The 25,592-nt window shown below is 65.9% G+C and carries 26 protein-coding genes; 23 read left to right on the forward strand and 3 right to left on the reverse strand.

Annotation, left to right across the window (positions count from 1 at the left end):
• The first annotated feature begins 15 nt into the window (after positions 1-15).
• The 17 genes from OSH12_RS05700 to OSH12_RS05780 all read left to right on the forward strand — a co-directional run bounded on the left by OSH12_RS05700 (position 16) and on the right by OSH12_RS05780 (position 16,657).
• Positions 16-1,290 (forward strand): ABC transporter substrate-binding protein, encoded by a 1,275-nt coding sequence (locus OSH12_RS05700; RefSeq protein ID WP_266342561.1) that lies wholly within the window; start codon positions 16-18, stop codon positions 1,288-1,290.
• Positions 1,291-1,363: 73 nt separating this feature from the next.
• The gene (locus OSH12_RS05705; RefSeq protein WP_266342562.1) at positions 1,364-2,080 is read left to right on the forward strand and encodes an ABC transporter ATP-binding protein; all 717 of its coding nucleotides are present in this window, start codon (positions 1,364-1,366) and stop codon (positions 2,078-2,080) included.
• Complete coding sequence (locus OSH12_RS05710; protein ID WP_380223106.1) at positions 2,080-2,784, forward strand: ABC transporter ATP-binding protein; 705 nt, start codon at positions 2,080-2,082, stop codon at positions 2,782-2,784. The genes OSH12_RS05705 and OSH12_RS05710 overlap by 1 nt, the downstream gene beginning before the upstream one ends.
• The gene (locus OSH12_RS05715) at positions 2,781-3,644 is read left to right on the forward strand and encodes a branched-chain amino acid ABC transporter permease (RefSeq protein WP_266342564.1); all 864 of its coding nucleotides are present in this window, start codon (positions 2,781-2,783) and stop codon (positions 3,642-3,644) included. Before OSH12_RS05710 ends, OSH12_RS05715 begins: the two co-directional genes overlap by 4 nt.
• Positions 3,645-3,651: 7 nt before the next feature.
• Positions 3,652-4,701: a branched-chain amino acid ABC transporter permease gene (locus OSH12_RS05720; RefSeq protein WP_266342565.1), complete on the forward strand. Its 1,050-nt coding sequence runs from the start codon at positions 3,652-3,654 to the stop codon at positions 4,699-4,701.
• Positions 4,701-6,455, forward strand: a complete 1,755-nt coding sequence (locus OSH12_RS05725) for an FAD-dependent oxidoreductase (RefSeq protein ID WP_266342566.1) — start codon at positions 4,701-4,703, stop codon at positions 6,453-6,455. Before OSH12_RS05720 ends, OSH12_RS05725 begins: the two co-directional genes overlap by 1 nt.
• Positions 6,456-6,465: 10 nt before the next feature.
• On the forward strand, positions 6,466-7,353 hold the full coding sequence (locus OSH12_RS05730) for an intradiol ring-cleavage dioxygenase (RefSeq protein ID WP_266342567.1): 888 nt from the start codon (positions 6,466-6,468) through the stop codon (positions 7,351-7,353).
• A 63-nt stretch (positions 7,354-7,416) separates the two neighbouring features.
• Positions 7,417-8,235, forward strand: a complete 819-nt coding sequence (locus tag OSH12_RS05735) for an SDR family NAD(P)-dependent oxidoreductase (protein WP_266342568.1) — start codon at positions 7,417-7,419, stop codon at positions 8,233-8,235.
• Positions 8,236-8,307: 72 nt separating this feature from the next.
• Complete coding sequence (locus OSH12_RS05740) at positions 8,308-9,615, forward strand: ABC transporter substrate-binding protein (RefSeq protein WP_266342569.1); 1,308 nt, start codon at positions 8,308-8,310, stop codon at positions 9,613-9,615.
• Positions 9,616-9,640: 25 nt separating this feature from the next.
• A complete protein-coding gene (locus OSH12_RS05745) occupies positions 9,641-10,369 on the forward strand; it encodes an ABC transporter ATP-binding protein (RefSeq protein WP_266343329.1) in 729 nt (242 codons plus the stop codon).
• On the forward strand, positions 10,366-11,094 hold the full coding sequence (locus OSH12_RS05750) for an ABC transporter ATP-binding protein (protein ID WP_266342570.1): 729 nt from the start codon (positions 10,366-10,368) through the stop codon (positions 11,092-11,094). Before OSH12_RS05745 ends, OSH12_RS05750 begins: the two co-directional genes overlap by 4 nt.
• Positions 11,081-11,944: a branched-chain amino acid ABC transporter permease gene (locus OSH12_RS05755; RefSeq protein ID WP_266342571.1), complete on the forward strand. Its 864-nt coding sequence runs from the start codon at positions 11,081-11,083 to the stop codon at positions 11,942-11,944. Before OSH12_RS05750 ends, OSH12_RS05755 begins: the two co-directional genes overlap by 14 nt.
• Positions 11,941-12,969, forward strand: a complete 1,029-nt coding sequence (locus OSH12_RS05760) for a branched-chain amino acid ABC transporter permease (protein WP_266342572.1) — start codon at positions 11,941-11,943, stop codon at positions 12,967-12,969. Before OSH12_RS05755 ends, OSH12_RS05760 begins: the two co-directional genes overlap by 4 nt.
• Before the next feature lie 11 nt (positions 12,970-12,980).
• The gene (locus OSH12_RS05765) at positions 12,981-13,997 is read left to right on the forward strand and encodes a zinc-dependent alcohol dehydrogenase (RefSeq protein WP_266342573.1); all 1,017 of its coding nucleotides are present in this window, start codon (positions 12,981-12,983) and stop codon (positions 13,995-13,997) included.
• 13 nt (positions 13,998-14,010) lie between these two features.
• Positions 14,011-14,799, forward strand: a complete 789-nt coding sequence (locus tag OSH12_RS05770) for an alpha/beta fold hydrolase (RefSeq protein ID WP_266342574.1) — start codon at positions 14,011-14,013, stop codon at positions 14,797-14,799.
• A 26-nt stretch (positions 14,800-14,825) separates the two neighbouring features.
• The gene (locus OSH12_RS05775) at positions 14,826-16,046 is read left to right on the forward strand and encodes an acyl-CoA dehydrogenase family protein (RefSeq protein ID WP_266342575.1); all 1,221 of its coding nucleotides are present in this window, start codon (positions 14,826-14,828) and stop codon (positions 16,044-16,046) included.
• Between the two features lie 56 nt (positions 16,047-16,102).
• A complete protein-coding gene (locus tag OSH12_RS05780; protein ID WP_266342576.1) occupies positions 16,103-16,657 on the forward strand; it encodes a flavin reductase family protein in 555 nt (184 codons plus the stop codon).
• Positions 16,658-16,667: 10 nt separating this feature from the next.
• Here OSH12_RS05780 and OSH12_RS05785 read toward each other — a convergent pair whose 3' ends face one another.
• A complete protein-coding gene (locus OSH12_RS05785) occupies positions 16,668-17,429 on the reverse strand; it encodes an IclR family transcriptional regulator (RefSeq protein ID WP_266342577.1) in 762 nt (253 codons plus the stop codon).
• A gap of 150 nt (positions 17,430-17,579) precedes the next feature.
• On the opposite strand from OSH12_RS05785, the gene OSH12_RS05790 reads away from it, so the two are divergent.
• From OSH12_RS05790 to pcaF, 3 genes are read left to right on the forward strand one after another with little or no spacing between them, the layout of a single operon-like run.
• A complete protein-coding gene (locus OSH12_RS05790) occupies positions 17,580-18,311 on the forward strand; it encodes a 3-oxoacid CoA-transferase subunit A (RefSeq protein WP_266342578.1) in 732 nt (243 codons plus the stop codon).
• Between the two features lies 1 nt (position 18,312).
• Entirely contained in the window at positions 18,313-18,999 is a 687-nt protein-coding gene (locus OSH12_RS05795) for a CoA transferase subunit B (RefSeq protein ID WP_266342579.1), read from the forward strand.
• Position 19,000: 1 nt separating this feature from the next.
• The gene (gene pcaF / locus OSH12_RS05800) at positions 19,001-20,203 is read left to right on the forward strand and encodes a 3-oxoadipyl-CoA thiolase (RefSeq protein WP_266342580.1); all 1,203 of its coding nucleotides are present in this window, start codon (positions 19,001-19,003) and stop codon (positions 20,201-20,203) included.
• A gap of 20 nt (positions 20,204-20,223) precedes the next feature.
• Here pcaF and OSH12_RS05805 read toward each other — a convergent pair whose 3' ends face one another.
• Both OSH12_RS05805 and OSH12_RS05810 read right to left on the reverse strand, forming a co-directional pair.
• Positions 20,224-20,880 carry a TetR/AcrR family transcriptional regulator gene (locus OSH12_RS05805; protein ID WP_266342582.1) on the reverse strand — a complete coding sequence of 219 codons (657 nt, stop codon included), beginning with the start codon at positions 20,878-20,880 and terminating at the stop codon, positions 20,224-20,226.
• A gap of 135 nt (positions 20,881-21,015) precedes the next feature.
• Positions 21,016-21,960: a nucleoside hydrolase gene (locus tag OSH12_RS05810; RefSeq protein ID WP_266342583.1), complete on the reverse strand. Its 945-nt coding sequence runs from the start codon at positions 21,958-21,960 to the stop codon at positions 21,016-21,018.
• Positions 21,961-22,063: 103 nt separating this feature from the next.
• On the opposite strand from OSH12_RS05810, the gene OSH12_RS05815 reads away from it, so the two are divergent.
• From OSH12_RS05815 to OSH12_RS05825, 3 genes are all read left to right on the forward strand, one after another.
• On the forward strand, positions 22,064-23,077 hold the full coding sequence (locus OSH12_RS05815) for an isopenicillin N synthase family dioxygenase (RefSeq protein ID WP_266342584.1): 1,014 nt from the start codon (positions 22,064-22,066) through the stop codon (positions 23,075-23,077).
• Positions 23,078-23,101: 24 nt separating this feature from the next.
• On the forward strand, positions 23,102-24,487 hold the full coding sequence (locus OSH12_RS05820; RefSeq protein ID WP_380223119.1) for an NAD(P)/FAD-dependent oxidoreductase: 1,386 nt from the start codon (positions 23,102-23,104) through the stop codon (positions 24,485-24,487).
• Between the two features lie 173 nt (positions 24,488-24,660).
• Positions 24,661-25,521 carry an ABC transporter substrate-binding protein gene (locus tag OSH12_RS05825; RefSeq protein WP_266342586.1) on the forward strand — a complete coding sequence of 287 codons (861 nt, stop codon included), beginning with the start codon at positions 24,661-24,663 and terminating at the stop codon, positions 25,519-25,521.
• The last annotated feature ends 71 nt before the right edge of the window (positions 25,522-25,592 follow it).

The following is a 25,592-nucleotide window of genomic DNA, read 5'->3' on the forward strand; positions in this document are numbered from 1 at the left end:
AGGGAGGAGGAACACATGATTACGAGACGGAGCTTGTTGAAAGCCTCGGCGGCGACGGGTTTCACCCTTGCCACTTCGGGCCTTGCCGCCCCTGCCATCGCGCAGGGCGCCAAGATCCGGCTGGGCTATGTTTCGCCGCAGACCGGCCCGCTGGCCGGCTTCGCGGAGAGCGACGCGTATAACATAAAGGCATTTCTGGATTCCGACGCTGGCAAGAATTTCGAGGTCATCGTCAAGGACAGCCAGTCGAACCCGAACCGCGCGGCGGAGGTGGCGAAAAGCCTGATCGTCGACGACGAAATCAATCTGATGCTCGTCGGTTCGACGCCGGAAAACACCAATCCTGTCGCCACCACCTGCGAAGCGGAAGGGATGCCCGTCATCTCGACCACGGCGCCGTGGCAGCCCTGGTTCATCGGCCAGCAGGGCAATCCGGGCGACCCGTCGACGTGGAAGCCGTTCGACTTCGCCTTCCACTATTTCTGGGGGCTGGAAGACATCATCGCCGTCTATACCGGCATGTGGAAGCAGCTCGACACCAATGGCAAGGTCGGCGGCCTGTTCCCGAACGATGCCGACGGCAATGCCTGGGGCGACCCGAAGAACGGCCTGAAGCCTGGCCTGGAAGCGGCCGGCTTCAGCCTGACCGATCCCGGCCGCTACCAGAACCTCTCGGATGATTTCACCGCGCAGGTCAATGCGTTCAAGGCAGCCAATGCCGAGATCGTCACCGGCGTCGTGATCCCGCCTGACTTCACCACCTTCTGGAACCAGGCGCGTCAGCAGGGCTTCAAGCCGAAGGCCGTGACGGTGGCCAAGGCGATCCTATTCCCGCAATCGGTCGAGACACTGGGCGATGCGGGCCACAACCTGTCCTCGGAAGTCTGGTGGTCGGCCTCGCATCCGTTCAAGTCGTCGATCACGGGGCAGAGTTCGGCCGAGCTGGCGGCGGATTTCACCGCCAAGACCAAGCGCCCCTGGACGCAGCCGATCGGCTTCTCCCATTCGCTGTTCGAAGTGGCGGCGAATGTCATGGGCCGGGTCTCGGATCCGACCGATGCCGAGGCGATCGCGGCCGCCATTGCCGCCACCGACATGTCGACGGTCGTCGGCAAGGTGGCGTGGAACGGCGTCGGCGTGCCGCCCTTCGCGGCGAAGAACGTCTGCAAGACGCCGCTTGTCGGCGGTCAGTGGCGGAAGAAGGACGGCGGCGGCTTCGATCTGGTGATCGTCGAGAACGCCACCGCTCCCGAGATCCCCACCGCCGGCAAGATGGAAGCCCTGGCCTGAATTGGATCGGGGGCGGCGCAGGTCGCCGCCCCCGATCCATCCGGCTCCCAAGGTGCGCCCAAGGATGGCAGCAATGATACTCAGGCTTGAAAATGTCTCGAAGTCGTTCGGGGCGCTGAAGGTTACGGATGCCGTGACCGTTTCTGTGCCGCGCGGCGAAGCCTTGGGCATCATCGGCCCGAACGGGGCCGGCAAGTCGACGCTGTTCAACCTGATCACCGGCAATGTGCTGGCGAATGAAGGCCGCATCGAATTCCTCGGCCGTGACGTCACCCGCGCTCCCGCGATGGAGCGTGTGCGGATGGGCGTTGGCCGCAGCTTCCAGATCCCGCAGCCTTTCGAGGGGCTCACCGTGTTCGAGAACCTGCTCACCGCCGCCGCCTTCGGTCGGGGCGGACGCGAGGCCGACATGGTCGATGCCTGCGCGCGCATCCTCGAGGAGACCGAGCTTCTGAAGAAGGCGAATGTCGTCGCCGGCTCGCTCAGCCTGCTCGACCGCAAGCGGCTGGAGCTTGCCCGGGCGCTCGCGACCGGGCCGGAACTGCTGTTGCTCGACGAGATTGCTGGCGGTCTGACCGAGGGCGAATGCAAGGCGCTGGTTGAAACGATCCGCGCCATCCATGCGCGCGGCACCACGATCATCTGGATCGAGCATGTGCTGCATGCGCTGACTTCAGTGGTCGAGCGGCTGCTTGTGCTGGATTTTGGCCGCGTCATCGGCATCGGCGCGCCGGACGAAATCATGGCCTCGAAGGAAGTGCGCGAGATCTATCTGGGGCTAGAGGTTTGATGCTGCTTCAAACCCACGGCCTCACCGCGAATTACGGCCAGTTCCGCGCCCTGTTCGGCGTGGATATCGCCGTCGCCGCGGGCGAATGCGTGGCGATCATCGGCGCCAACGGCGCTGGCAAGTCGACGCTGATGCGCGCGATCACCGGCGTGATCCGCAACGAACCGGCCATGGTGCTGCACCGGGGCGAGCCGATCGGCGCGCTGTCCTCGGCCGAGGTGATGAAGCGCGGCATCGCGATGGTGCCAGAGGGCCGCCGGCTGTTTCCCTCGCTCAGCGTGGAGGAAAACCTCCTGATCGGCGGGCAGGTGCGCAAGGCGCCGGGCCCGTGGAACCTGGAGGCGATCTACGAGCTGTTTCCGATCCTGCGCGAGCGGCGCAGGAATCCCGGTACCGCGCTTTCCGGCGGCCAGCAGCAGATGGTGGCGATCGGCCGGGCGCTGATGTCGAACCCCGAACTGCTGCTTTGCGATGAGATCAGCCTTGGCCTCGCGCCGGTAGTCATCCGCGACATCTACGCCGCCCTGCCGAAGATCCGCGCTGGCGGCGCCGCGATCGTCGTGGTCGAGCAGGATATCGGCAAGGCGCTCGCCGTCGCCGACCGCGTCTATTGCATGATGGAAGGCCGCGTGACGCTGACGGCGAAGGCCGCCGACGTCAGCCGCCAGCAGATCCACACCGCCTATTTCGGGGAGGCGGCATGATCTGGCTCGACACCCTGGTGCAGGGCATTCTTCTCGGCGGACTCTATGCGCTATTCGCGGCGGGCCTCAGCCTCGTCTTCGGCATCATGCGGCTGGTCAATCTCGCGCATGGCGACCTCATCGTCTTCGCCGCCTATCTGGTGCTGATGGGCGTCACGCTGCTCGGCCTGTCGCCGTGGATCGCGGCGCTCGTCGCGATGCCGCTGATGTTCGGGCTGGGCTGGCTGCTGCAGACCGTGGTGCTGAACCGGGTGCTCGGCAAGGACATCCTGCCGCCGCTGCTCGTCACTTTCGGCCTGTCGGTCGCGCTGCAGAACGGCCTGCTCGAGGCCTTCTCTGCCGACAGCCGCCGCATTCCGGCGGGCAGCCTCGAAGGCGCTTCGCTCGATCTCGGGCTGGTGACGGTCGGCGTGATGCCGCTGCTCACTTTCGCCTCGGCGATCGTCGTCATCGTCGCCCTGAACGGCCTTTTCTACCACACCGCGCTCGGCCGGGCGTTTCGCGCCACCTCGGACGACGCCGTGACGGCGGGGCTGATGGGGATCGAGCCGAAGCGGATCTTCGCCATGGCGACCGGCATCGCCATGGTCGTGGTGACGATCGCCGCGCTCTATCTCGGCATGCGCTCCAATTTCGATCCGTCGATCGGCCCGGCGCGACTGATCTACGCCTTCGAGGCGGTGATCATCGGCGGCCTCGGCAGCCTGTGGGGGACGCTGGCCGGCGGCGTGATCATCGGCGTCGCGCAGACATTCGGCGCTGCGGTGAACCCGGAATGGCAGATCCTCGCCGGCCACATCGCCTTCCTGGTCGTGATGCTGCTCAAGCCGCGCGGGCTGTTCCCGCGCGCCGTGGATTGAGGGCGGCATGTACAGACTGACAACCCGAACCCGCGCCGGAACCGCCACAGCGATCGCCGTGCTGGTCCTCGTCATCGCCGGAATGGCGCTGCCGGCCTTCGCCTCGCGCGGCGTCATCCAGGACCTGTTCTTCATCCTCACCATGCTGACGCTGGCGCAGATCTGGAACCTGCTCGCCGGCTATGGCGGCCTCGTCTCGGTCGGCCAGCAGGCCTTTGTCGGCATCGGCGCCTATGCGATGTTCGCCGGCGTCATCCTGCTTGGCTGGAACCCGGTCTGGGCGATTCCGCTCGGCGGACTCGCGGCGCTCCTGCTGGCGATCCCGACCGCCTATTTCGCCTTTCGTCTGCAGGGCGCCTATTTCGCCATCGGCACCTGGGTGATCGCCGAGGTGACGCGCCTACTGGTCGCGCAGTGGAAGACGCTCGGCGGCGGTACCGGCACGTCGCTGCCGCGCGAGGCGACCAGCAACATCCTCGGCACGGATCTGATCCGCGCGCTGTTCAGCGTCCGCGAGGCGGCGGCACGCGACATCCTCGCTTACTGGCTGGCGCTGGTGCTCGTCGTCGCCGTGACCGGCGGGATCTACTGGCTGCTGCGCAGCCGGCTCGGCCTGGCGCTCTCCGCCGTGCGCGACAATGTCGAGGCGGCGCGCTCTGTCGGCGTCGATGCGGGACGGATCAAATGGGCGGTCTTCCTGATCGCCGCCGCCGCCACCGGGCTAACCGGCGCGCTGATCTTCATGCAGACGGCACGGATCTCGCCGGATGCCGCCTTCGCGGTCACCGACTGGACCGCCTACGTCATTTTCATCGTCGTCATCGGCGGCATCGGCACCATCGAGGGGCCGATCCTCGGCGTGCTCGTCTTCTTCGTCCTGCGCTCGGCGCTGGCCGATTACGGCAGCTGGTACCTGATGACGCTCGGGCTGATCGCCATTGCCGTGATGCTGTTCGCGCCAAAGGGGCTGTGGGGGCTGATCTCCGCCCGCAGCGGCCTGCACCTATTTCCCGTCCGCCGCAAGCTGGTCGGGTTGAAGATCGAGGGAGGAATTTGATGGTCGATATCGAAACCGACGTGCTGATCGTGGGAACGGGCCCGGCTGGCTCGGCCACGGCGGCGCTGCTTTCCAGCTATGGCGTCGCCAACATGGTGGTGAACCGCTACCGCTGGCTGTCCAACACGCCGCGCGCCCACATCACCAACCAGCGCACGATGGAAGTGCTGCGCGACCTCGGCCCGGACGTCGAGGCGGAAGCCGTGATGCACGCCTCGCCGCAGGAACTGATGGGCGAGAACGTGTTCTGCGAAAGCCTGGCCGGCGAGGAGATCGGCCGCATGAAGAGCTGGGGCATGCACCCGCTCTCGAAGGCCGAGCATCTGCTGTCGTCGCCGTCGCTGATGAACGACCTGCCGCAGACCTTCATGGAGCCGATCCTGTTCAAGACGGCCTGCTCGCGCGGCACGCAGGCACGGATGAGTACGGAATATGTGAGCCACGTCCAGGATGCGGACGGCGTCACCACCACCTGCCGCGACCGGCTCTCGGGCAAGGATTTCACCGTTCGCTCGAAGTTCCTGGTCGGCGCCGATGGCGGCAATTCGCTCGTCGCCGAGCATCTGGGCCTGCCGTTCGAGGGCAAGATGGGCGTCGGCGGCTCGATGAACATCCTGTTCCGCGCCGACCTCTCGAAATATGTCGCTCATCGACCGAGCGTCCTCTACTGGGTGATGCAGCCCGGCGCCGACGTCGGCGGCATCGGCATGGGCCTCGTGCGCATGGTCCGCCCCTGGAACGAGTGGCTGATCGTCTGGGGCTATGACATCAACCAGCCGCCGCCGGTGGTGACGCCGGAACTGGCCACCGAGGTCGCGCGCCAGCTGGTTGGCGATCCCGCGCTCGAGATCGAGCTGCTCGGCGCCAATACCTGGACCGTGAACAACTGCTTCGCGACCGAGATGCAGAAAGGCCGCGTTTTCATCATGGGCGATGCCGCGCACCGGCATCCGCCGTCGAACGGCCTCGGCTCCAACACCTCGATCCAGGACGGCTTCAACCTCGCCTGGAAGCTCGCCAAGGTGGTCAAAGGCCAGGCTGGCCTCGGCCTGCTCGACAGCTACACCGTCGAGCGCGCGCCGATCGCGCGCCAGATCGTGACGCGCGCCAACCAGTCGATCGGCGAGTTCGGGCCGATCTTCGAGGCCCTCGGCATGGATGGCGGCGTCGACCACGAGAAGATCCAGAAGAATATGGGCGCGCGCTGCGACGCGACCGCCGCCGGCGAAGCGCAGCGCGAAGCACTGCGCAAGGCGATGGCCTTCAAGAAATACGAGTTCGACGCGCATGGCGTCGAGATGAACCAGCGCTATGCCTCGAATGCCGCAGTGACAGACGGCCAGGCGGAGCCGGCCTTCGAGAAGGATCGCGAACTGCACTATGCGCCGACGACCTGGCCCGGCGCGCGGCTGCCGCATGTCTGGGTGTTCGAGCGCTCGGGCCGCAAGGTCTCGACGCTCGATCTCTGCGGCCATGGCGAATTCACCATCCTGACCGGCATTGGCGGCGAAGCGTGGGTCGAGGCGGCCGAGACGGTCGGCGCGGAGCTCGGCCTGCCGATCCGCACCCAGGTGATCGGGCCGCGTCGCGGCGTCGAGGATCATACCGGCGACTGGGCCCGCGCCAGCGAGATCCGCGACGCCGGCTGCCTGCTCGTCCGGCCAGACCATCACGTCGCCTGGCGTTCGGAGACGCTTGCCGCCGATCCGGCGGCCGAACTGCGCCGCGTCCTTAAATCCGTACTCGCGCGCTGAGGAAGATCGCATGATCGACGAACACGAATACGGCTATTTCACCGAGGCGAACTCCGCCGAGGTCGTCGTGGCGCGCAACAAGAACGCTGGCGACGCGCGCCTTCAGCAGGTGATGGAGGTCATCACCCGCAAGCTGCACGAGGCGGTGAAGGAGATCGAGCCGACCCAGGAGGAATGGTTCGCCGCCATCCTGTTCCTCACCCAGACGGGGCAGATCTGCAACGACTGGCGCCAGGAATACATCCTGCTGTCGGACGTGCTCGGCGTCTCGATGCTGGTCGACGCCATCAACAACCGCAAGCCGTCCGGCGCTTCGGAATCGACGGTGCTCGGGCCGTTCCATGTCGCCGACGCGCCGGAACTGCCGATGGGCTTCAACATCTGCCTCGACCAGAAGGGCGAGCCGATGTTCGTGCATGGCCGCATCCTCGACACCGAGGGCAAGCCGATCGCGGGGGCCAAGATCGACGTCTGGCAGGCGAATGACGAAGGCTTCTATGACGTGCAGCAGCAGGGCATCCAGCCCGAGTTCAACCTGCGCGGCGTGTTCCGCACCGATGCCGACGGACGCTACTGGTTCCGGGGCGTGAAGCCGAAATACTACCCGATTCCGGATGACGGCCCGGTCGGCAAGCTGCTCGGCGCGCTCGGACGCCATCCGTACCGGCCGGCGCATCTCCACTACATCGTCGAGGCCGAGGGCTTCGACGCGCTGACCACGCACATCTTCGATCCCGACGATCCGTACATCAATTCCGACGCCGTCTTCGGCGTGAAGGAAAGCCTGCTGGCCGAGTTCCGCAGGGTTGAGGATGCGCAGGCGGCAGCGAAGGTCGATGTCGAGGCGCCGTTCTACGACGTCGAATTCGATTTCGTGCTGTCGCGCAAGAAGCAGTGACCGTGCCGCGGGCGCGGGGAGGCGCCTGTATGCCGGTCTTCATGGAATAAACGGGAGGAAACAATGGCCGCACTGGAAAAGATGTTCGACGTCAGGGGCAAGTCGGTGATCGTCACCGGCGGCGCCAGCGGCATCGGCCGGGCCTATGCCGAGATCATGGCCGAGCATGGCGCCCGGGTTTGCATCTTCGATATCGATGCCGAGGGCTCGGCGCGGCTTGTCTCCGAGATGACGGCCAAGGGCTGGGACGTCTGGTCCCAGACGGTCGATGTAAGCGACCGCCCGGCCATGGCGGCAGCCTTCGACGCTGTCGCCGCGAAGCATGACCGCATCGATACGGTGTTCGCCAATGCAGGCATTGATCCCGGTCCCGGCTTCAACACCGTGACCGGCGAGCGCTATCCGGGCGGGGCGATCGAGAACATCCCCGACGAGCAGTGGGATCGCGGCATCGAGCTCAATCTGAACTCGGTCTACACGACGGTGAAGAACGCCGTCCGTCACATGAAGCCGAATGGCGGCGGCGAGATCATCGTCACCTCGTCGATCGCCTCGCTGATCAACGAGAGCATCGTCGGCACGTCCTACATGCCGGCCAAGGCGGCGGTGAACCACTTCGTGCGCCACATGGCGATGGAGCTCGGCGCCTATGGCATCCGCGTCAACGCGATCCTGCCGGGCCCGTTCATCACCAACATTGCAGGCGGAAGGCTGCGCAACAAGGCCGACCGCGCCGCCTTCGAGAGCCAGTCGCTGATCGGGCGCATCGGCGACATCGAGGACATCAAGGGTTTGGCCTTGCTGCTCGCGTCGCCCGCCGGCTCGTTTTTCACCGGCTCGCTGATCGTCATCGACGGCGGGTCCCTGACGCGCATGACCTGAGATTTCGACCTGAGGCCGGCGTCGTCGAGGAGGGCGGGGCCGGAGACACCTTATCAACGGGAGGGAACGACAATGACCTACTACAACAAGCTGGTGAAATCCGGCATTCGCCCCAGCCGGCGAGCCATGCTCAAGGGCCTCGGCGCCAGCGTCGCGGCCAGCACGCTGGCCTTGCCGGGCTATGCCCGCGCCGCCAATGCCGGCACGATCAAGGTCGGCTATCTGAGCCCGACCACCGGCCCGCTTGCCCTGTTCGGCGAGACCGACGGCTACACGCTGGGGAAGATCCGCGCGCTGCTCGGCGGCCAGATCCAGGCCGCCAATGGCGACACCTACGCCATCGAGATCCTCGATCGCGACAGCCAGTCCAATCCGAACAAGGCTGCCGAGATTGCCGGCAACCTGATCCTGAACGACGAGATCCACCTGCTCGTCCCGGCCTCGACCACCGACACCATCCTGCCGGCGGCCGAGCAGGCCGAACTCTACGAGACGCCCTGCATCTCGTCCGGCGCGCCCTGGCAGGCGGTCGTCTTCCCGCGCGGCGGCGGCAAGCAGACCTTCGAATGGACCAACCACTTTTTCTGGGGCCTCGACGAGGCGCTGAACACCTTCGTCGGTCTCTGGAACCAGCTCGAGACCAACAAGAAGGTCGGCATGCTGTTCCCGCAGAACATCGATGGCGAGACCTGGGGCAACGAGGAATACGGCCTGCCTGTGCCGACCCGCAAAGCCGGCTACGAAGTCGTCGTGCCGGGCTATTTCCAGCCGCGCACCAATGATTTCTCGGCCCAGATCGCCGAGTTCAAGAAGAACAATTGCGAGATCATCGGTGGCATCACCTATCCCGACGATCTGAAGACCTTCGTCACCCAGTGCAACCAGCAGGGCTACAAGCCGAAGGCGATCACGGTGGCGGCAGCACTGCTGTTCCCCGGCGGCGTCGAGGCGATGGGTCCGCTCGGCAACGGCATGTCGTCGGAAGTGTGGTGGACGCCGGCCTTCCCGTTCAAGTCGTCGCTCACCGGCCAGGTCAGCCAGGACATCGCCACCCAGTGGGAGGCCGATACCAAGCGCCAGTGGACCCAGCCGCTCGGCTATTCGCATGCGCTGCTCGAAGTCGCGATCGACATCCTCAAGCGCTCGTCCAACCCGCTCGACCGCGAGGCCAACCGCGATGCGATGGCCGCGACCGACCTGCAGACGCTGGTCGGCCACATCAAGTTCGACGGCTCGCCGCACAAGAACATCTGCAAGACGCCGATCTTCGGCGGCCAGTGGGTGAAGGGCGCGAAGTGGCCCTACGACCTGAAGATCGTCGACAACACGGTCAATCAGCTCTTCGCGCCGCAGCAGAAGATCCAGCCGATCGTCTGGTGACATGAGACAGGACGCGGGGACAATGATGGACGGGGAAATCCTGCTGAAAGCGCGTGGCGTGTCGAAGTCCTTCGGCGCCGCCCGCGTCCTGCATGAGGTGAGTTTCGATGTGCGTCGGGGCGAGGTGCTTGGCATCCTCGGCCCGAACGGAGCGGGTAAGACGACGCTGTTCAACATGATCAGCGGCGATCTGAAGGTGTCGGGCGGTGAAATCCAGCTCGGCGAGACGGCGCTGCGCGGCGAACCGCCGTTCCGGCGCTGCCAGATGGGGATCGGGCGCACCTACCAGATCCCGCGCCCCTATTCCGGCATGACCACCTTCGAGAACTTGCTGGTCGCCGCCGCGTTCGGCGGCGGCCGGTCGGAGAAGCAGAGCTACGCCTTCTGCGCCGACGTGCTGCGCGAATGCGAGCTCTACGACAAGGCCAACGTCTCGGCCGGCGCGCTGACCCTGCTCGACCGCAAGCGGCTCGAACTGGCGCGCGCTCTCGCCTCCGATCCGAAGCTGCTGCTTCTCGACGAGATCGCCGGCGGGCTCACCGACGATGAATCGAAGGCGCTGGTGGCGCTGGTCCGCCGCATCCGCGATCGCGGCATCACCATCGTATGGATCGAGCATGTGCTGCACGCGCTGATGGCGGTGGCCGACCGGCTTCTGGTGCTGAACTTCGGCGAGAAGATCGCGGAAGGGCTACCGGCCGAGGTGATCGCGCTGCCCGAGGTCCAGCGCGTCTATATGGGGATCGAGGCATGACCGCCGTTCTTTCCACCCACGGGCTGATCGCCCGCTATGGGGATTTCCAGGCGCTGTACGGCGTCGACACGGAACTGCATCCGGGCGAGGCCGTGGCGCTCATCGGCGCCAATGGCGCCGGCAAGTCGACCTTCCTGCGCTCGATCATGGGTCTGCTGCCGGTGGCGAAGGAGATGGTGCGGCTGGACGGCGAACCCGTCGGCGGCACGGCCACCGACCGCATGGTGCAGAAGGGCATCGCCATCGTACCGGAGGGCCGGCGGCTCTTCACCGGCATGTCGGTGGAGGACAATCTGCGGGTCGCGATCGACCAGGCCGCGCGCATTGGCGCCAAGGGCGGCTGGACGCTGGCGCGGCTGCACAAGCTGTTCCCGATCCTCGCCGAAAAGGCTCGCTCGCAGGTACAGAGCCTCTCCGGTGGGCAGCAGCAGATGGTCGCCATCGGCCGGGCGCTGCTCTGCCAGCCGCGCGTGCTGCTCTGCGACGAGATCAGTCTCGGCCTTGCGCCCAAGGTGATCCGAGAGATCTACGCGGCGCTGCCGGAGATCCGCGCCGCCGGCACGGCGATGATCGTGGTCGAGCAGGATGTCGGCCTCGCCCAGTCTGCCTCCGACCGCCTCTACTGCATGCTGGAGGGGCGCGTGACCCTCACCGGCAAATCCGGCGACGTCACGCGTGAACAAATCGGCAAAGCATATTTTGGAGCGGGCCATGCAGTGGTTTGACGCATTGGTGCAGGGGATCCTGCTGGGCGGCATGTATGCCCAATATGCGCTCGGCATGGCGCTGATGTTCGGCGTCATGCGGATCGTCAACATCAGCCATGGCGACCTCGTCATCCTGCTGTCGCTGATCGGCATCTCGATGGCGACGGCCTGGGGGCTGGCCCCGGTCTCGGTGCTGATCATCCTGGTGCCGCTCGCCGTGCTGATGGGCTGGCTGTTGCAGAAGTTGGTGCTGAACCGCGTGGTAGGCAGCGATCCGCTGCCGTCGCTGATCGCGACCTTTGGCCTGTCGATCGCGCTGCAGAACCTGATGCTGCAGATCTGGTCGGCCAATAGCCGGTCGCTGCCGGGCCATGGCATCGAGAGCCAGTCGATCGAGATCGCCGGCATCTATGTCGGCGTCTTGCCGCTGATCGTGCTGGCGGTTGCGACCGGCCTGACCTGGGGGCTCGATCTGGTGCTGAAGCACACACGCTTCGGCAGGGCGCTGCGCGCCGCATCCGCCGATGTCGAGGCGGCGTCCATGACCGGTATCAACCCGCGCGCCGTCTATGCGCTGGCGACGGCCGTTGCTGTCGGCATTCTCGGTTTCGCCGCCGTGTTCCAGTCGCTGCGCTCGACCGTCGCGCCGGCCGATGGCCCGGCCCAGCTGATCTACGCCTTCGAGGCGGTGATCATCGGGGGCATGGGCGCCGTCTGGGGCGCCTTCCTCGGTTCGATGGTGCTGGGCATCGCCCAGGCGATCGGCTTCCGCATCGATCCGGGCTTCGGCGTGCTCGCCGGGCATCTGGTCTTCCTGTTCGTGCTGGCGACACGCCCGCAGGGCCTGTTCGGAAAGGCAACGACATGAGTGCTGTAACCTATGCCGCCACCGATCTGCCCGGGGTGCAGGTCCAGCGCCAGACCTCGTCCGGCCGCATCGCCATGACGCTGGCACTGGCCGGGATCGTTGCCGTCGCGGCCATGCCCTGGTGGGCCTCGACCGGCACGATCCGATCGATCCTGATCCTCTGCTGCTACATTGCCGTGGCGCAGATGTGGAACCTGCTCGCCGGCTATGCCGGCCTCGTCTCGGTCGGCCAGCAAGCCTTCATGGGAGCGGCGGGTTATGCGCTGTTCGTCATGGCGCAGACCTTTGGCATCAACCCGTTCCTCGCGGTGTTCCTGTCGCTGCTGGTGCCGGCCGTGCTTGCCGTACCGCTCTATCTGCTGCTGCACCGCCTCGACGGGCCGTATTTCTCGATCGGCACCTGGGTGGTGGCCGAGGTGTTCCGGCTGGTCTGCTCCAACCTGCCAATCGTCAATGCCGGCGCCGGCATGTCGCTTCGTGTGATGAAGGACTATTCCGCCTTCGAGCGGAACGTCGCCATGTCGCTGCTCTGCGCCTTCATGCTGCTGCTGACGGTTGGCGGCAGCTACTGGCTGCTGCGCTCGCGCTATGGCCTCGCGCTGATCGCCATGCGCGACAACCCGGTCGCCGCTGCCAGCCAGGGCGTCAACGTCGCCAAGCTGCGCTTCCTGATCTATGTCGCCTCGGCGGTCGGTTGCGGCCTCGCTGGCGCGATCTATTTCATGGCGCAGCTGCGCATCACGCCCGGCTCGGCCTTCGACCCGATGTGGGCGAATGTCGCGATCTTCATCGTCATGGTCGGCGGCATCGGCTCGATCGAGGGCGTGCTGATCGGCGCGCTGATCTTCTTCATCGCCGATCGCTGGTTCGGAGCCTATGGCGCCACCTATTTCGTCGTCCTCGGCCTGATGACCCTGCTGGTCGCGCTCTACGCCCGCACCGGCATCTGGGGCCTGATCTCGAAGCGATGGGATGCGCCGTGGTTCCCGATCCGACGCAAGCTCGTCGATCCGAACCGGCCATAGGGGGAGTTTCCATGAAAGCGGCTATCTTTGATACGGTCGGCAGCCCGCTCAGGATCGGCGTGGTGCCGGATCCGACGCCGGCGCCGGACGAGGTCGTCCTGCGTATCGCTGCCTGCGGCATCTGCGGCAGCGACCTGCACATCACCGAGGATCCGGTGCCTTTCGGCATCGGCGCGGGCTTCGTCCTCGGGCATGAATTCGCCGGCAATATCGTCGCCGTGGGATCGGAAGTCTCCCACCTCCGCATCGGCGACCGCGTCGCCGTCGTGCCGATGCGCGGCTGCGGTCATTGCGAGGCCTGCCGTCGCGGAGATTCCGCCCGCTGCGCCGAAATGGTGCTGATCGGCGGCGGCTATGCCGAATACGCGACCGTCGCGGCGCGGCAGTGCCACATCCTACCGGACGACGTGCCGCTCGAGGATGGCGCGCTGGCCGAGCCGCTGTCGGTCGCGCTGCATTGCATCGTCCGTTCGGGCATGAAGCCCGGCGACCGCGTCGCCATCCTCGGCGCAGGCCCGATCGGGCTCCTCGTCGCCTTCTGGGCTCGGCGGATGGGGGCGTCGCGCGTCGTCGTCGCCGACATCCACGACCACCAGCGCGAGCGGGCGCTGGCGCTGGGCGCGACCGGCTTTGCGCTCTCGGGCGAGAAACTTTCGCAAAACCTCGCCGACCTTTGCGATGGCGCGCCGGACATCGTCTTCGAATGCGTCGGCAAGCGCGGCCTTCTTGGTGCTGCCGTCGAGGCCGTCCGTCTGCAGGGCACGGTGGTCGGCGTCGGTCTCTGCATCGGCGGCGACGAATGGGATCCGTTCGTGGCGCTCTCGAAGGAAGTGAACCTGCTGTTCTCGGTGTTTTTCCACCAGGGCAACGAATTCGGCGTCGCGCTCGATGCGCTGCGCGGCGGGCCGTTCGCGCCGCAGGCGCTGATCACCGACCGCATCGATCTGTCACCGGTTCCGCAGATCTTCGAAAGCCTTCGCCGTCGCACGACCCAGTGCAAGGTGCTGATCCAGCCGGAACTTGTTTAGGGGAGGAGTATCCATGGCCGTAGAATTTGAAACGCTCGAATATGATGTCGGTGGCACCAAAACGGTGGTGAAGGCCATCGGCAAGGGCAAGCCGGTCCTGTTCCTGCACGGCGCCTCGACGCTGGAAGGCTTCGATTTCGCCGAAGGACTTGCCGATCGCTTTCGTGTGCTGTGCGCCAGCCATCCGGGCTTCGGCTTTTCCGGGTCGGCGCCGCATGTGACCGGCATGTCCGACATGGTCGTCCACTATCTCGACCTGCTCGATGCGATGGATTTGAAAGAAAAGCCGCATCTTGTCGGCTTCTCCATGGGCGGATGGATGGCGACGGAACTGGCCGCCGTGGCACGTGAGCGTTTCGACAAGGTGGTGCTGGTGGCGCCGGCCGGCCTTAACGATCCCGCCCATCCGGCGACCAATCTCGGCGCGCTCGCGCCGCAGGACCTGCCGGCCTACCTCGCGCACGACGTCTCGGTGGCGCTGCGCTACTTCCCGGACGGCTCGGACGCCGCCTTTGCGGAAGCCTTCGGCGCCGACCGCGCCCGCGAGGGCGAGACGCTCGGCCGGTTGCTTGCGCCCTTCGGCATGGGCCATCCGAACCTGCGCCGCTTCCTCGGGCGCATCAACAATCCAGCACTTGTCGTCTGGGGCGAGGAGGATCGCCTTCTGCCGGCAAGCCAGGCTTCGCTGTTCGTCGAGGCGCTGCCCGACGCGCGGCTGATCCTGGTGGAGGACGCCGGTCACTTCGTCCTGCAGGAGAAGCCCGGGACCGTGACCAAGATCGGCGATTTCCTCGCCGGCTAACCGAATTCAAAGTGGAGGAAAGTTTCATGAACAAGCCCATCAAGCACGGCTCCTGGGGCACGACGGTCGACTATCGCGACCTCCTGAAGAAGATCGCGGAAATCGGCCCGATCCTCGAGGCCAATGCTGCCGCCGACGAGGAGAACGGCGAGTTGACGGCGGAGACCTTCGAGGCGCTGAAGCCGCTTCGCATGTCGCACATCTTTGCCGCCGAAGGCCTGGGCGGCGCACAGCTGCCGCCGACGCAGGGCCTCGAACTGCTGGAAGCCATCACCTGGCATTCGGGTGCGGCGGGCTGGGTCTCGATGGTGCATTGCTGCATCGGCGCGATGTCGGCCGCCTTCCTGCCGGACAGCGCCGTCGAGCGCCTGTTCGCACCCGGCACCGACAACCGCTTCTCGGGCCAGGGCGCGCCGCTCGGCATGCTGAAGAAGGTCGAGGGCGGCTATCGCCTGAACGGCAAGTGGAGCTATGGCAGCGGCTTCAGCCACGCCACCTATTCCCACAGCGCCTGCTTCGTCGATGACGGCACCGGCAAGCCGGCCAAGGACGAGAGCGGCAACGTCATCGTCATGTGCGCCCATGCCCCAATCTCCGAGCACAAGCAGCTCGGCAACTGGGACGTGCTGGGTCTCGGCGGCACCGGCAGCATCGACTACGCAGCCGAGGACGTCTTCATTGCAGACGACCTGCTGTTTCCGATCCTGACCGCGCCGCCGCTGCGCCAGAAGGAATTCTTCAGCCTCGGCGTCGTCGGCCTCGCCGCCATCGGCCACACCGGCTGGGCGCTCGGCACCGGACGGCGGATGCTCGACGAAATCGCCAAGTTCGCCCGCGCCAAGTCGGGCCGCGCCGGCCTGATCGGCGAGAGCGAGAAGTTCTGGTACGATTACGGTCGCGCCGAGGCCCGCTATCGCGCCGCCCGTGCCTTCGTCTTCGAAGTCTGGCGCGATATCGAGGCGACGGTCGAGGCCGGTGAAAGCGTCTCGACCCGGCAGATCAGCCTGGTCCATCTGGCTAAATCGGAGATCCACGAAGTCGGCGTCGACGTCTGCAACTTCGCCTATCGTGCCGGCGGCGGCGCCTCGCTTCGCGCCGGCGTCATCCAGCGCACCTTCCGCGAGATGATGGTGGCGGCCAACCACTTCACCATCGCGCCGTCGGTCGTCACGTCGGCTGGCCGCAATATCGGCGGCAGCTGGACGGATAGGGTCTGGCAGTTCTACGACCTGATCGAGAAGAAGTAGTTCGAAGGGCCGGGCGGACCTTCCGCCCGGCTCCCTTTTCGTGTCGCGAGAGAGATATGTCGATGAGCCTGCACCCGATGACCAATGCCTTCCGCGAGGCTTTTCGCCGCCATCCGGCCGGCGTCGCCGTGATCACGGCCGATCCGGGCGAGCGACCCGTCGCCATGACGGTGTCGTCGCTGATCTCGGTCAGCGCCGCGCCGCCGGTCGTCGCCTTCTCGCTGTCGATGAAGTCTGGCTCGTCGGAGCCGCTGCTGCGGGCCGAGACGATGGTGATCCATCTGCTCCGCTACGCCGACATCGACCTGGCGCAGCTTTGCGCGTCGAGCGGCGCCGACCGCTTCGCGCCGGGTGGACCCTGGGAACGGCTCCCAACCGGCGAACCGCGCTATACCGGCGTCTCGACCTGGTTCCGCGCCCGCCGGCTCGGCGTGCTGCCGATCGAGGGGGCGACGCTGGTCGCCGCCGAACTCCTGGAAGGCGAGGCGCATCCGGAGGATGCCGCCCCGGAGGATCATTCGCTCGTCTATCTCGACCGTCGCTGGCATCGCCTGCACAAGGAACTCGGCGGCGGCATGTTCGACCTCGTGGATTCCTCGCGCTTCCTGTAGGCGGCGGAATTCAGCGCAGGATCTCGCGCATCCTCGCGCTGACGTTCTGCAGCGCCGGCAGATAGCGCTCGATCATCGCTTCGATCGGCTCGCCGCGCGCCGGCAGGCCGAGATTGACGGCCGCGACCGTGACGCGTCGCGCCGTCATCAGCGGTACGGCGATCGAGCGCAGGCCCATCTCGACTTCCTGGTTGATGGCGGCATAGCCATTGGCGCGGACGCGGTCGATCTCCGCCAGTATAGCTTCCGGATCGGTCAGCGTATGCGGCGTGCGCTGGGGCAGGGGCGCCGCGCAAAGCCGCTCGCGCGCCTCGCTCTCGGGCAGGGCGGCGAGCAGGACCCTGCCCATCGAGGTGCAATAGGCCGGCAGGCGCGAGCCCGGCATCAGCGCGATCGACATTACCTTCCGCTGGGCGGCGCGGGCGACATAGACGATCTCCGTGCCGTCGAGGATCGAAACCGACGAGCTCTCGCCGATCTCGTCCGACAGTCGGTCGAGCAAGGGCTGCACGAGCTGCGGCAGCGGCATGGTGGCTAGGCAGGCGGTGCCGAGCCGCAGCACGCGCGGCGTCAGCGTGAAGTATTTGCCGTCGTAATCGGCATAGCCGAGATGGGCGAGCGTCAGCAGGCAGCGTCGCGCCGTCGCCCTATCCAGCCCGCTGGATGCCGCCACTTCCGAGATCGATTGGCGCGGATGATCGGGGCTGAACGTCTCGATGACGGAAAGCCCCTTGGCGAGGCCGCCCATCAGGTCGCGGTCGGGAACAGTCATCGGGCCTCTATTTCGATTTGAGCGATATACGAACAAATGACTCATATCGCACAAATTCGATAGACGGAAGCGAGGGGCGGACCTATCCCTTTGGCGGCACCGGGTAAGGATCGTCCGGCAGTTGCCGTTGCGACGGCGAGGGGAGCGTGCATGGACAAGGCAGTTGGAGACCTCGCCACGGCGGTGGCGGGGATTGCGGATGGCATGACCGTGATGATCGGCGGCTTCGGCGGCGCGGGTTCGCCGATCGAGCTGATCCACGCGCTGATCGATCGCTTTCTCGCGACCGGCCATCCCAGGGACCTGACCGTCATCAACAACAATGCCGGCAACGGTCATGTCGGCCTCGCCGCCCTGATCGAGGCAGGCATGGTGAAGAAGCTGATCTGCTCCTTCCCGCGCTCGGCCGACCCGGTGGTGTTCACCGAACTGTATCTGGCCGGCAAGATCGAGCTGGAACTGGTGCCGCAGGGCACGCTGGCCGAGCGCATCCGCGCTGGCGGCGCCGGCATTCCCGCCTTCTACACGCCGACCTCCTATGGCACCGACCTGGCGAAGGGCAAGCCGGTCGCTGAGTTCGACGGACGGCCCTATGTGCAGGAGCGCTGGCTGAAGGCGGACGTGGCGCTGGTGAAGGCCGAGACCGGCGACCGCCACGGCAATCTCACCTACCGGGCCGCGGCGCGAAACTTCAACGCGCTGATGTGCATGGCCGCGACGGAGACTGTCGTACAGGTCAGCCGGATCGTTCCGGCCGGCGGCATCGATCCGGAAACCGTCATCACCCCCGGCATCTTCGTGCAGAAGGTGGTCGAGGTCGCGAATGCGCAGCAGGAAGAAGACCTGAACCGCGCCAATGCCGTCTATCCGGGAGTTGCCTGACATGACTTTGGTACTCGCGATTCCGAAGCTCACCAACAACCAGATCGCCTGGCGCGCGGCGCAGGACATCCAGGATGGCGCCTATGTCAATCTCGGCATCGGCTTCCCGGAAAAGGTGGCGCAGTACCAGCCGCCGGGCCGCGAGGCGATCTTCCATACCGAGAATGGCATCCTCAACTTCGGCGAGGCGCCGCAGCAGGGCGAGGAAGACTGGGACCTGATCAACGCCGGCAAGAAGGCCGTCACGCTTAAGCCCGGCTCCGCCTTTTTCCATCATGCCGACAGCTTCGCCATGGTGCGCGGCGGCCATCTCGATGTGGCGATCCTCGGCGCCTATGAAGTGGCCGAAAATGGCGATCTCGCCAATTGGTCGACCGGGCCGAAGGGCGTTCCGGCAGTGGGCGGGGCGATGGATCTCGTCCATGGCGCCAAGCGCGTCGCCGTCATCACCGATCACGTCACCAAGGATGGCAAGCCGAAGCTTTTGAAGCGCTGCACCCTGCCGCTGACCGGGGTTGCCTGCGTCACCCGCGTCTACACCTCGCTGGCCGTGATCGACATCGAGGGCGGCCATTTTGTCCTGCGCGAAAAGCTGCCGAGCCTGTCGTTGGAAGAATTGCAGGCCGTGACCGGCGCTGAACTGCACGTGACCGGCCCTGTCGCCGACCTGATCGTTCCGGAGCTTTGAGATGACCGACGTCTTCATCTGCGACTATATCCGCACGCCGATCGGCCGTTTCGGCGGTGCGCTGTCGTCGGTCCGGGCCGATGACCTCGGTTCTATCCCGCTCGGGGCGCTCGTCGAACGCAACGCCGGCGTCGATTGGGAGGCGGTCGACGATGTGATCTTCGGCTGCGCCAACCAGGCCGGCGAGGACAATCGCAACGTCGCGCGAATGGCGTCGCTGCTGGCCGGCTTGCCGGTCAGCGTCCCGGGCACGACGATCAACCGCCTCTGCGGTTCCGGCATGGATGCGGTCATCGCCGCGGCCCGCGCCATCAAGGCCGGCGAGGCGGACCTGATGATTGCCGGCGGCGTCGAAAGCATGTCGCGCGCGCCCTTCGTGATGCCGAAGGCCGAGACAGCCTTCTCGCGCAATGCCGAGATCCACGACACGACCATCGGCTGGCGCTTCATCAATCCGTTGATGAAGGCGCAATACGGCGTCGATTCGATGCCCGAAACCGGCGAGAACGTCGCCGAGGATTTTTCTGTTTCGCGCGAGTCCCAGGATCTTTTCGCGCTCGCCAGCCAGACCAAGGCTGCCGCCGCGCAGGCGAAAGGCCGGCTGGCGCGTGAAATCACGCCGGTCACCATCCCGCAGCGCAAGGGCGACCCGGTCGTCGTCGACCGAGATGAACATCCGCGTGCCACCACGATCGAGGCGCTGGCCAAGCTGCCGACACCCTTCCGCAAGGGCGGCACGGTGACGGCCGGTAACGCCTCGGGCGTCAATGACGGCGCCGCCGCTCTGATCCTCGCCTCGGCGGCGGCTGCGAAGAAATACGGCCTGACGCCGATCGCCCGGGTGCTCGGTGGCGCGGCGGCCGGCGTTCCGCCCCGGATCATGGGTATCGGCCCGGCACCGGCCTCGAAGAAGCTGATGGCCCGGCTCGGGCTCGCGGCTTCCGATTTCGACGTGATCGAGCTGAACGAGGCGTTCGCCTCGCAGGGGCTCGCGGCCCTGCGGGATCTCGGAATAGCCGATGACGACGCGCGGGTGAACATCAATGGCGGCGCCATCGCGCTCGGCCATCCGCTTGGAATGTCCGGCGCGCGCATCACCGGCACGGCGGCGCTGGAACTGAGCCTCAACGGCGGCCGCCGCTCGCTCTCCACCATGTGCATCGGCGTCGGTCAGGGCATCGCCATCGCACTCGAACGGGCTTAGCCGCAGCGCATTGGCGGCGTTCAGCCGTCCTGGGCCGGCTGGAGCGCCTGCTGCGCTTCGGCCGCTTCACCCTTGGGGCCGAGCAGGACCTTGCCGTAGATCGGCTGGTAACGCTTCCGATCGGCGGCGGACTCGCGGAAATACAGCGTGTAGTGGCCGATCTGGTGGAAATAGGTGATGCGGGCGCGAACGAGCGCTTCATCGGCCGGATAGTCGAGGGCGAGGAACGATTTTTCCAGCAACGCGATCCGCAGGTCGTCCGCTGCCGCCATCTCGTCGGCGAGCTTGCGTGATCCGCGGGACCAGTCGCGGACGGCCAGGTCGAGAAGGGGGCTGAACGGATCCTCGTTGACCCAGGTCTTGACGATGATCTCGAAGAACACCAGTCCATCGGGATGCGGATTCTTTGCCAGCGCCTCGAACGGCCGGCAATTTCGCGCGCGCCATTCTTCCAGCAGGGCTTCGCGCAGGTCCTTGATGCTGGAGAAGTGGAAATAGAAGCTGCCGCGCGTGACCTTGAACTGCTTGGCCAGCACATCGATCTTCACGTCGGCGATACCGCGCTTTTCGAGCACCTTGAGCGCTGCGGCAATCCAGGCTTCGCGTGTCAGCGTCTTGCGCCGAAGGGCAGGGGCCGCTTCGGATTCATGGCCCGCAGGTCGAATAGTCTTCGGCAAATCGCGCTCCCGCAATCGGTAACAGGCGACAACCATAACCCAGCCTGGACGGGTTGTGGCCGGTTTTCCGGCCACAACTTTTTCGCGATAGGAACCCCGACATGGGGGCCGCGACGAAGTCGTCGCAGGGAAACGTCAGTCGAGCGAGCCGATGCGCTCCAGCATCAATTCGAAGAACGGCGCCGGATCGATCCGGCGCAGGACGTTGCAGTTCCGGCGACGGCCGGTGACGTGCCACCAGTCGACCACGGTCATGCCGATCGTCTCCGGCGAGACGATATCGATGGTGACGTTGCACTGGCGCTGCTCGTAGATCTCCGGCGCCAGCAGATAGCCCGTGACGCAGGCGTCGTGGATCGGCCGCGCCGTCGTCGCGAACTTATGGCTTCCATACTGGCGATAGAAATCGGCCATGTTCGCCGCTTCGATCGCCGCGCGCTTGCCCGTCGCCCGCAGCCGGTCGAGCCACTCGACCGTCATCTCGGCGGTGTAGGTGCAGTCGATCGGGCACATCGTCACCGGCACGCCGGATTCGAACACGACATGCGCCGCGTGCGGATCGACGAAGATGTTGAATTCGGCGGACGGCGTCGCGTTGCCGCCCTGGAAGAAGCCGCCGCCCATCAGCACGACTTCGCGCAATCGGGGGATGATCCGCGGCTCCATGACCATCGCCATGGCGAGGTTGGTCATCGGCCCTAGCGTGCAGACGGTGAGTTCGCCTTCCGGCGCCGCCATGATCGTGCGGACCAGATAGTTGACCGCGTGCTCGTCCTGGGCTGCGATCGACGGGGCAGGGAGGTCGGCGCCGTCCATGCCGGTCGGGCCATGCACATATTCGGCCGTCATCAGCTTCTTGACCATCGGGCCGGGGCAGCCGGCATAAACCGGCACATCGGAACGGCCGGCCAGTTCGACAACCTTGAGCGCATTCTCCGTCGTCAGCTTCAGCGGCACGTTACCGCCGACCGTCGTGACGCCCACCACCTCGAGTTCCGCGGGAGAGCCGAGGGCAAACAGGAGCGCGAAGGCGTCGTCCTGCCCCGGGTCTGTATCGATGATGATTTTGCGCGGAGCCACGGCGTTTCCTTGTCGATGCTGTGGGAGGAAGGGCCTGACTATTGCCAAGCGACGCGATCCGAGAATACAGTACTGTATCTTATGTTCAAGATGGGAGGCTTGCATGGTTGCAGAGGCACGCGGAGATTTTTCGCAGATTCCGATCCTCGACGTTTCGGGGCTGTATACCGGCGATCCCGCTGACGCCCGCGCTGTCGCGGAGACGCTGCGCGGCTATCTCGAGACGGTCGGCTTCCTGTATGTTTCGGGTCATCGCGTCCCGCGCGCCGATGTCGAGGCCGTGCGCAGCATGAGCCGTTCGTTCTTCGCTCTTCCGGACGAGCAGAAGCTGCAGCTGAAGATCGACAAGAACTTCCGCGGTTATCTGCCCTTCAACGGCTCGACCATCGTCACGTCTTCGGTCGCCAAGGTCAGCAAGCCGAACCAGAGCGAATCCATCTTCTTCATGCACGAGGTCGCCGCCGACGATCCGGACGCGTTGGCCGGCAAGCCGCTGCAGGGCCCCAACCAGTGGCCTTCCGAGGCCGAGCTGCCCGGCTTCAACGCCACCATCGAGCGCTACGTCGCCGAGATGAGCGCGCTGGCGCGCGAGCTAGTCGGCGCCATCTCTGTCTCGCTCGGCCTGCCGCCCGAGAGCATGGATCGCTATTTCGAGAAGCCGACGACCTTCCTGCGCCTGCTGCATTATCCGACGCAGCCCGAGGAAGCCGGCCTGTTCGGCTCGGCGCCGCACACCGATTATGGCTACATCACCCTGCTGGCGCAGGACGATGTCGGTGGCCTCGAGGTCAAGAACAAGGCGGGTGAGTGGATCCCCGCGCCGCCGATCCCCGACACGTTCGTGATGAATGTCGGCGACATCCTCGCGCGCTGGTCGAACGACCTGTTCGTGTCGACGCCGCACCGCGTCATCAACCGCTCCGGCCGCGAGCGCTATTCGCAGCCCTTCTTCTTCGATCCCTCGATGGACGAAGTGATCGAAGCGCTGCCGCCCTGCGTCCCGGCCGGCGCGGAACCCAAATACGAGCCGGTGCTCTATCGCGACTACCTGATGGAACGCATCGACAAGAACTACCATTACCGCAAGGGCGCGGCGGCTGCCCCGCAGGCGACCTAGCGCATAATCCTGCGCCTCGACCCGATGGGCCGGACGGAAAACGCCCGACCCATCGGCACCTTGATTGCGAGAGGACCAAGTTTGGGGCCACCCACTGATCCAGTCGGATCCTCCGACACTCAGCCGACATCGTCCGATGTCGTCGTCATTGGCGGCGGCATCATTGGTTTGAGCACGGCCCTGTTCCTTGCGCGAGAAGGGCTGTCTGTCGTCGTCTGCGAAAAGGGTCAGTTTGCCGGCGAACAATCGAGTCGCAACTGGGGCTGGGTCCGCCGCATGGGCCGTGATCCGCGCGAACTGCCGCTGGTCGTCGAAGCGATGCGCCTCTGGGGGGAGATGGAGACGCTCGTCGGTCGCGACGTCGGCTTTCGCCGCGCCGGCATCCTCTATCTCTGCGAAAACGACGCCGACGTGGCGCATCATCAGGGCTGGATCGCCCGCGCCGGCGCGTATGCGCTCGACACCCGGATCATTTCCGGTCCTGAACTGGCAAGGCTGCTGCCGGGCGCTGCCCGCACCTTTCACGCCGCGCTCTACACATCCAGCGACGGCCGCGCCGAACCGCAGAAAGCGGCTCCGGCGATTGCGGAAGCCGCCGCGCGCGACGGCGCCGTGCTCTTGGCCGATTGCGCCGTGCGCAGCGTCGAGACAAGCGGCGGCGCCATTTCCGCGGTTGTCACCGAGCGCGGAAGGATCGCGACGAAGCGCGTGGTGATCGCCGGCGGCGTGTGGTCCAGCCAGATTTGCCGGACGCTTGGCCTGCGCCTGCCGCAACTGGGGATACGCTCTTCGGTCCTGCGCACCGCCCCGATCGATGGCGGTCCGGAAGGCGCCGCCTGGGGACCTCGCTTCGCCTATCGCAAGCGCCTCGACGGCGGCTACACCATCGCCGATGGCAGCCGCAGCCTGCATGACGTCGTCCCGGACAGCTTCCGCTTCCTCGGTGATTTCCTGCCCATCCTGAAGCGCGAATGGCGCCACATGCGCCTGGGTTTCGGGGCGCCGCTGGTGGACGGCCTGCGCAACTGCCTGCGCGGCCCCGAGGGCGCGGCTATGGCGTTCGAGGCGACGCGAACCCTCGATCCGCAGCCGCGCCAGCGCCAGCTTGCTGCCGCTTACGCGGCGCTGCAGCAGGCGTTTCCGGTTTTCAAGAATGTGCCCGTGGTCCAGCAATGGGCCGGCATGATCGACGCCACGCCGGACGCGGTGCCGGTGATCTCGACGGTGGGGACACATCCCGGACTGGTGATCGCCACGGGGTTTTCCGGACACGGCTTCGGCATCGGGCCGGCGGCAGGGCGCCTCGCGGCGGACCTGGTCACCGGCGCGCCGCCGATCGTCGATCCGCAACCGTTCCGGTATGAGCGTTTCATCGACGGCACCAGGCCACAACCGACAACGGGGGTCTGAGGCGCGGCGTAGCGTTTTGAATTGCCGCCATCGACAGGCAGATTGACGTGTTTTCGAAATCCAAACCCGCCCCGAAGAGTGCGGGCTGGATCACGGGGAACCTCCACCGGCGCATCGCTTCGGCAGGAGGACGAGACAACGGACTTCCAGGAACAGATCGAGAGGAGATGACAATGAACCGATATCTGAAGCCGATGGCAGGGCTGGGCCTTGCGCTCGGGCTGGCGGCATGGAGCGTGGGACCGGCCTCGGCCGAGATCGTCAAGTCGCCCGAGGTCGCGCAGACCGGAACGCTGGCGATTGCCAACACGCTCGACTTCGCGCCGTTCGAATATCTCGATGCCGACGGTCAGCAGACCGGCATCATCATCGAACTGGCCGGCGAGGTCGCCAAGCTGGTCGACGCCAAGCTCGATATCCAGCGCACTCCTTTCCCGTCGATGATCCCGGGCCTTTCCGCCGGACGCTTCAAGATCGCCTGGGAGACCTTCTCGGCCAATGACGATCGCCTGAAGCAGGTCGATTTCGTCATGTTCCTGAAGGCCGGCGTTGCGGCCTCGACCGCGCCGGATCTGGTTGCTTCCTTCACCGGCGACCATCCGCTCTGCGGCAAGCGCGTCGGCGTCTCGGCCGGCACCGCATCCGACTTCCTCGTCGACAAGCTGGATGCCGAGTGCAAGGCCGCCAACCTGCCGCCGGTCCAGAAGTCGGTATTCAACGCCTCGACCGATATCATCCAGGCCGTCTTGTCCGGTCGCATCGATGCCCGTCTCGATGATGCAACCGCGTCGAGCTATTTCGAAGTGACGAGCAAGGGCAAGCTGGTCGTGCTGCCGCAGCTCTACGACGTCGCGCCGCTCGGCATGGCTGTCGCCAAGGGCGACGCCGCCACCCAGACGATGATGATCGCGGCGCTTTCGGAGCTGTTCAAGAACGGCACCTACCAAAAGATCCTCGACAAGTATGGCATGGGCAAATACGCCATCCAGGAACCCTATCTGGTCGATAGCATGGACAAGGTTCGCAAGGACTGAGTTCCTCGGCACCGGGCGTCACGGCGTCCGGTGCTGCTCCCATCGACCACCCTAATCTTCGAGGAACCGTG

It is taken from the genome of Kaistia terrae (assembly GCF_026344005.1).
Classification (GTDB): Bacteria; Pseudomonadota; Alphaproteobacteria; order Rhizobiales; family Kaistiaceae; genus Kaistia; species Kaistia terrae.

What these genes read in the sequence shown, in the direction of transcription:
- OSH12_RS05770 (WP_266342574.1), top strand. Translation starts at nt 14,011, where the DNA reads ATGGCCGTAGAATTTGAAACGCTCGAATATGATGTCGGTGGCACCAAA.
- pcaF (WP_266342580.1), top strand. Translation starts at nt 19,001, where the DNA reads ATGACCGACGTCTTCATCTGCGACTATATCCGCACGCCGATCGGCCGT.
- OSH12_RS05715 (WP_266342564.1), top strand. Translation starts at nt 2,781, where the DNA reads ATGATCTGGCTCGACACCCTGGTGCAGGGCATTCTTCTCGGCGGACTC.
- OSH12_RS05785 (WP_266342577.1), bottom strand. Translation starts at nt 17,429, where the DNA reads ATGACTGTTCCCGACCGCGACCTGATGGGCGGCCTCGCCAAGGGGCTT.
- OSH12_RS05720 (WP_266342565.1), top strand. Translation starts at nt 3,652, where the DNA reads ATGTACAGACTGACAACCCGAACCCGCGCCGGAACCGCCACAGCGATC.
- OSH12_RS05790 (WP_266342578.1), top strand. Translation starts at nt 17,580, where the DNA reads ATGGACAAGGCAGTTGGAGACCTCGCCACGGCGGTGGCGGGGATTGCG.
- OSH12_RS05705 (WP_266342562.1), top strand. Translation starts at nt 1,364, where the DNA reads ATGATACTCAGGCTTGAAAATGTCTCGAAGTCGTTCGGGGCGCTGAAG.
- OSH12_RS05795 (WP_266342579.1), top strand. Translation starts at nt 18,313, where the DNA reads ATGACTTTGGTACTCGCGATTCCGAAGCTCACCAACAACCAGATCGCC.
- OSH12_RS05730 (WP_266342567.1), top strand. Translation starts at nt 6,466, where the DNA reads ATGATCGACGAACACGAATACGGCTATTTCACCGAGGCGAACTCCGCC.
- OSH12_RS05710 (WP_380223106.1), top strand. Translation starts at nt 2,080, where the DNA reads ATGCTGCTTCAAACCCACGGCCTCACCGCGAATTACGGCCAGTTCCGC.
- OSH12_RS05750 (WP_266342570.1), top strand. Translation starts at nt 10,366, where the DNA reads ATGACCGCCGTTCTTTCCACCCACGGGCTGATCGCCCGCTATGGGGAT.
- OSH12_RS05725 (WP_266342566.1), top strand. Translation starts at nt 4,701, where the DNA reads ATGGTCGATATCGAAACCGACGTGCTGATCGTGGGAACGGGCCCGGCT.
- OSH12_RS05755 (WP_266342571.1), top strand. Translation starts at nt 11,081, where the DNA reads ATGCAGTGGTTTGACGCATTGGTGCAGGGGATCCTGCTGGGCGGCATG.
- OSH12_RS05745 (WP_266343329.1), top strand. Translation starts at nt 9,641, where the DNA reads ATGGACGGGGAAATCCTGCTGAAAGCGCGTGGCGTGTCGAAGTCCTTC.
- OSH12_RS05740 (WP_266342569.1), top strand. Translation starts at nt 8,308, where the DNA reads ATGACCTACTACAACAAGCTGGTGAAATCCGGCATTCGCCCCAGCCGG.
- OSH12_RS05780 (WP_266342576.1), top strand. Translation starts at nt 16,103, where the DNA reads ATGTCGATGAGCCTGCACCCGATGACCAATGCCTTCCGCGAGGCTTTT.
- OSH12_RS05700 (WP_266342561.1), top strand. Translation starts at nt 16, where the DNA reads ATGATTACGAGACGGAGCTTGTTGAAAGCCTCGGCGGCGACGGGTTTC.
- OSH12_RS05815 (WP_266342584.1), top strand. Translation starts at nt 22,064, where the DNA reads ATGGTTGCAGAGGCACGCGGAGATTTTTCGCAGATTCCGATCCTCGAC.
- OSH12_RS05765 (WP_266342573.1), top strand. Translation starts at nt 12,981, where the DNA reads ATGAAAGCGGCTATCTTTGATACGGTCGGCAGCCCGCTCAGGATCGGC.
- OSH12_RS05735 (WP_266342568.1), top strand. Translation starts at nt 7,417, where the DNA reads ATGGCCGCACTGGAAAAGATGTTCGACGTCAGGGGCAAGTCGGTGATC.
- OSH12_RS05820 (WP_380223119.1), top strand. Translation starts at nt 23,102, where the DNA reads ATGGGCCGGACGGAAAACGCCCGACCCATCGGCACCTTGATTGCGAGA.
- OSH12_RS05825 (WP_266342586.1), top strand. Translation starts at nt 24,661, where the DNA reads ATGAACCGATATCTGAAGCCGATGGCAGGGCTGGGCCTTGCGCTCGGG.
- OSH12_RS05760 (WP_266342572.1), top strand. Translation starts at nt 11,941, where the DNA reads ATGAGTGCTGTAACCTATGCCGCCACCGATCTGCCCGGGGTGCAGGTC.
- OSH12_RS05775 (WP_266342575.1), top strand. Translation starts at nt 14,826, where the DNA reads ATGAACAAGCCCATCAAGCACGGCTCCTGGGGCACGACGGTCGACTAT.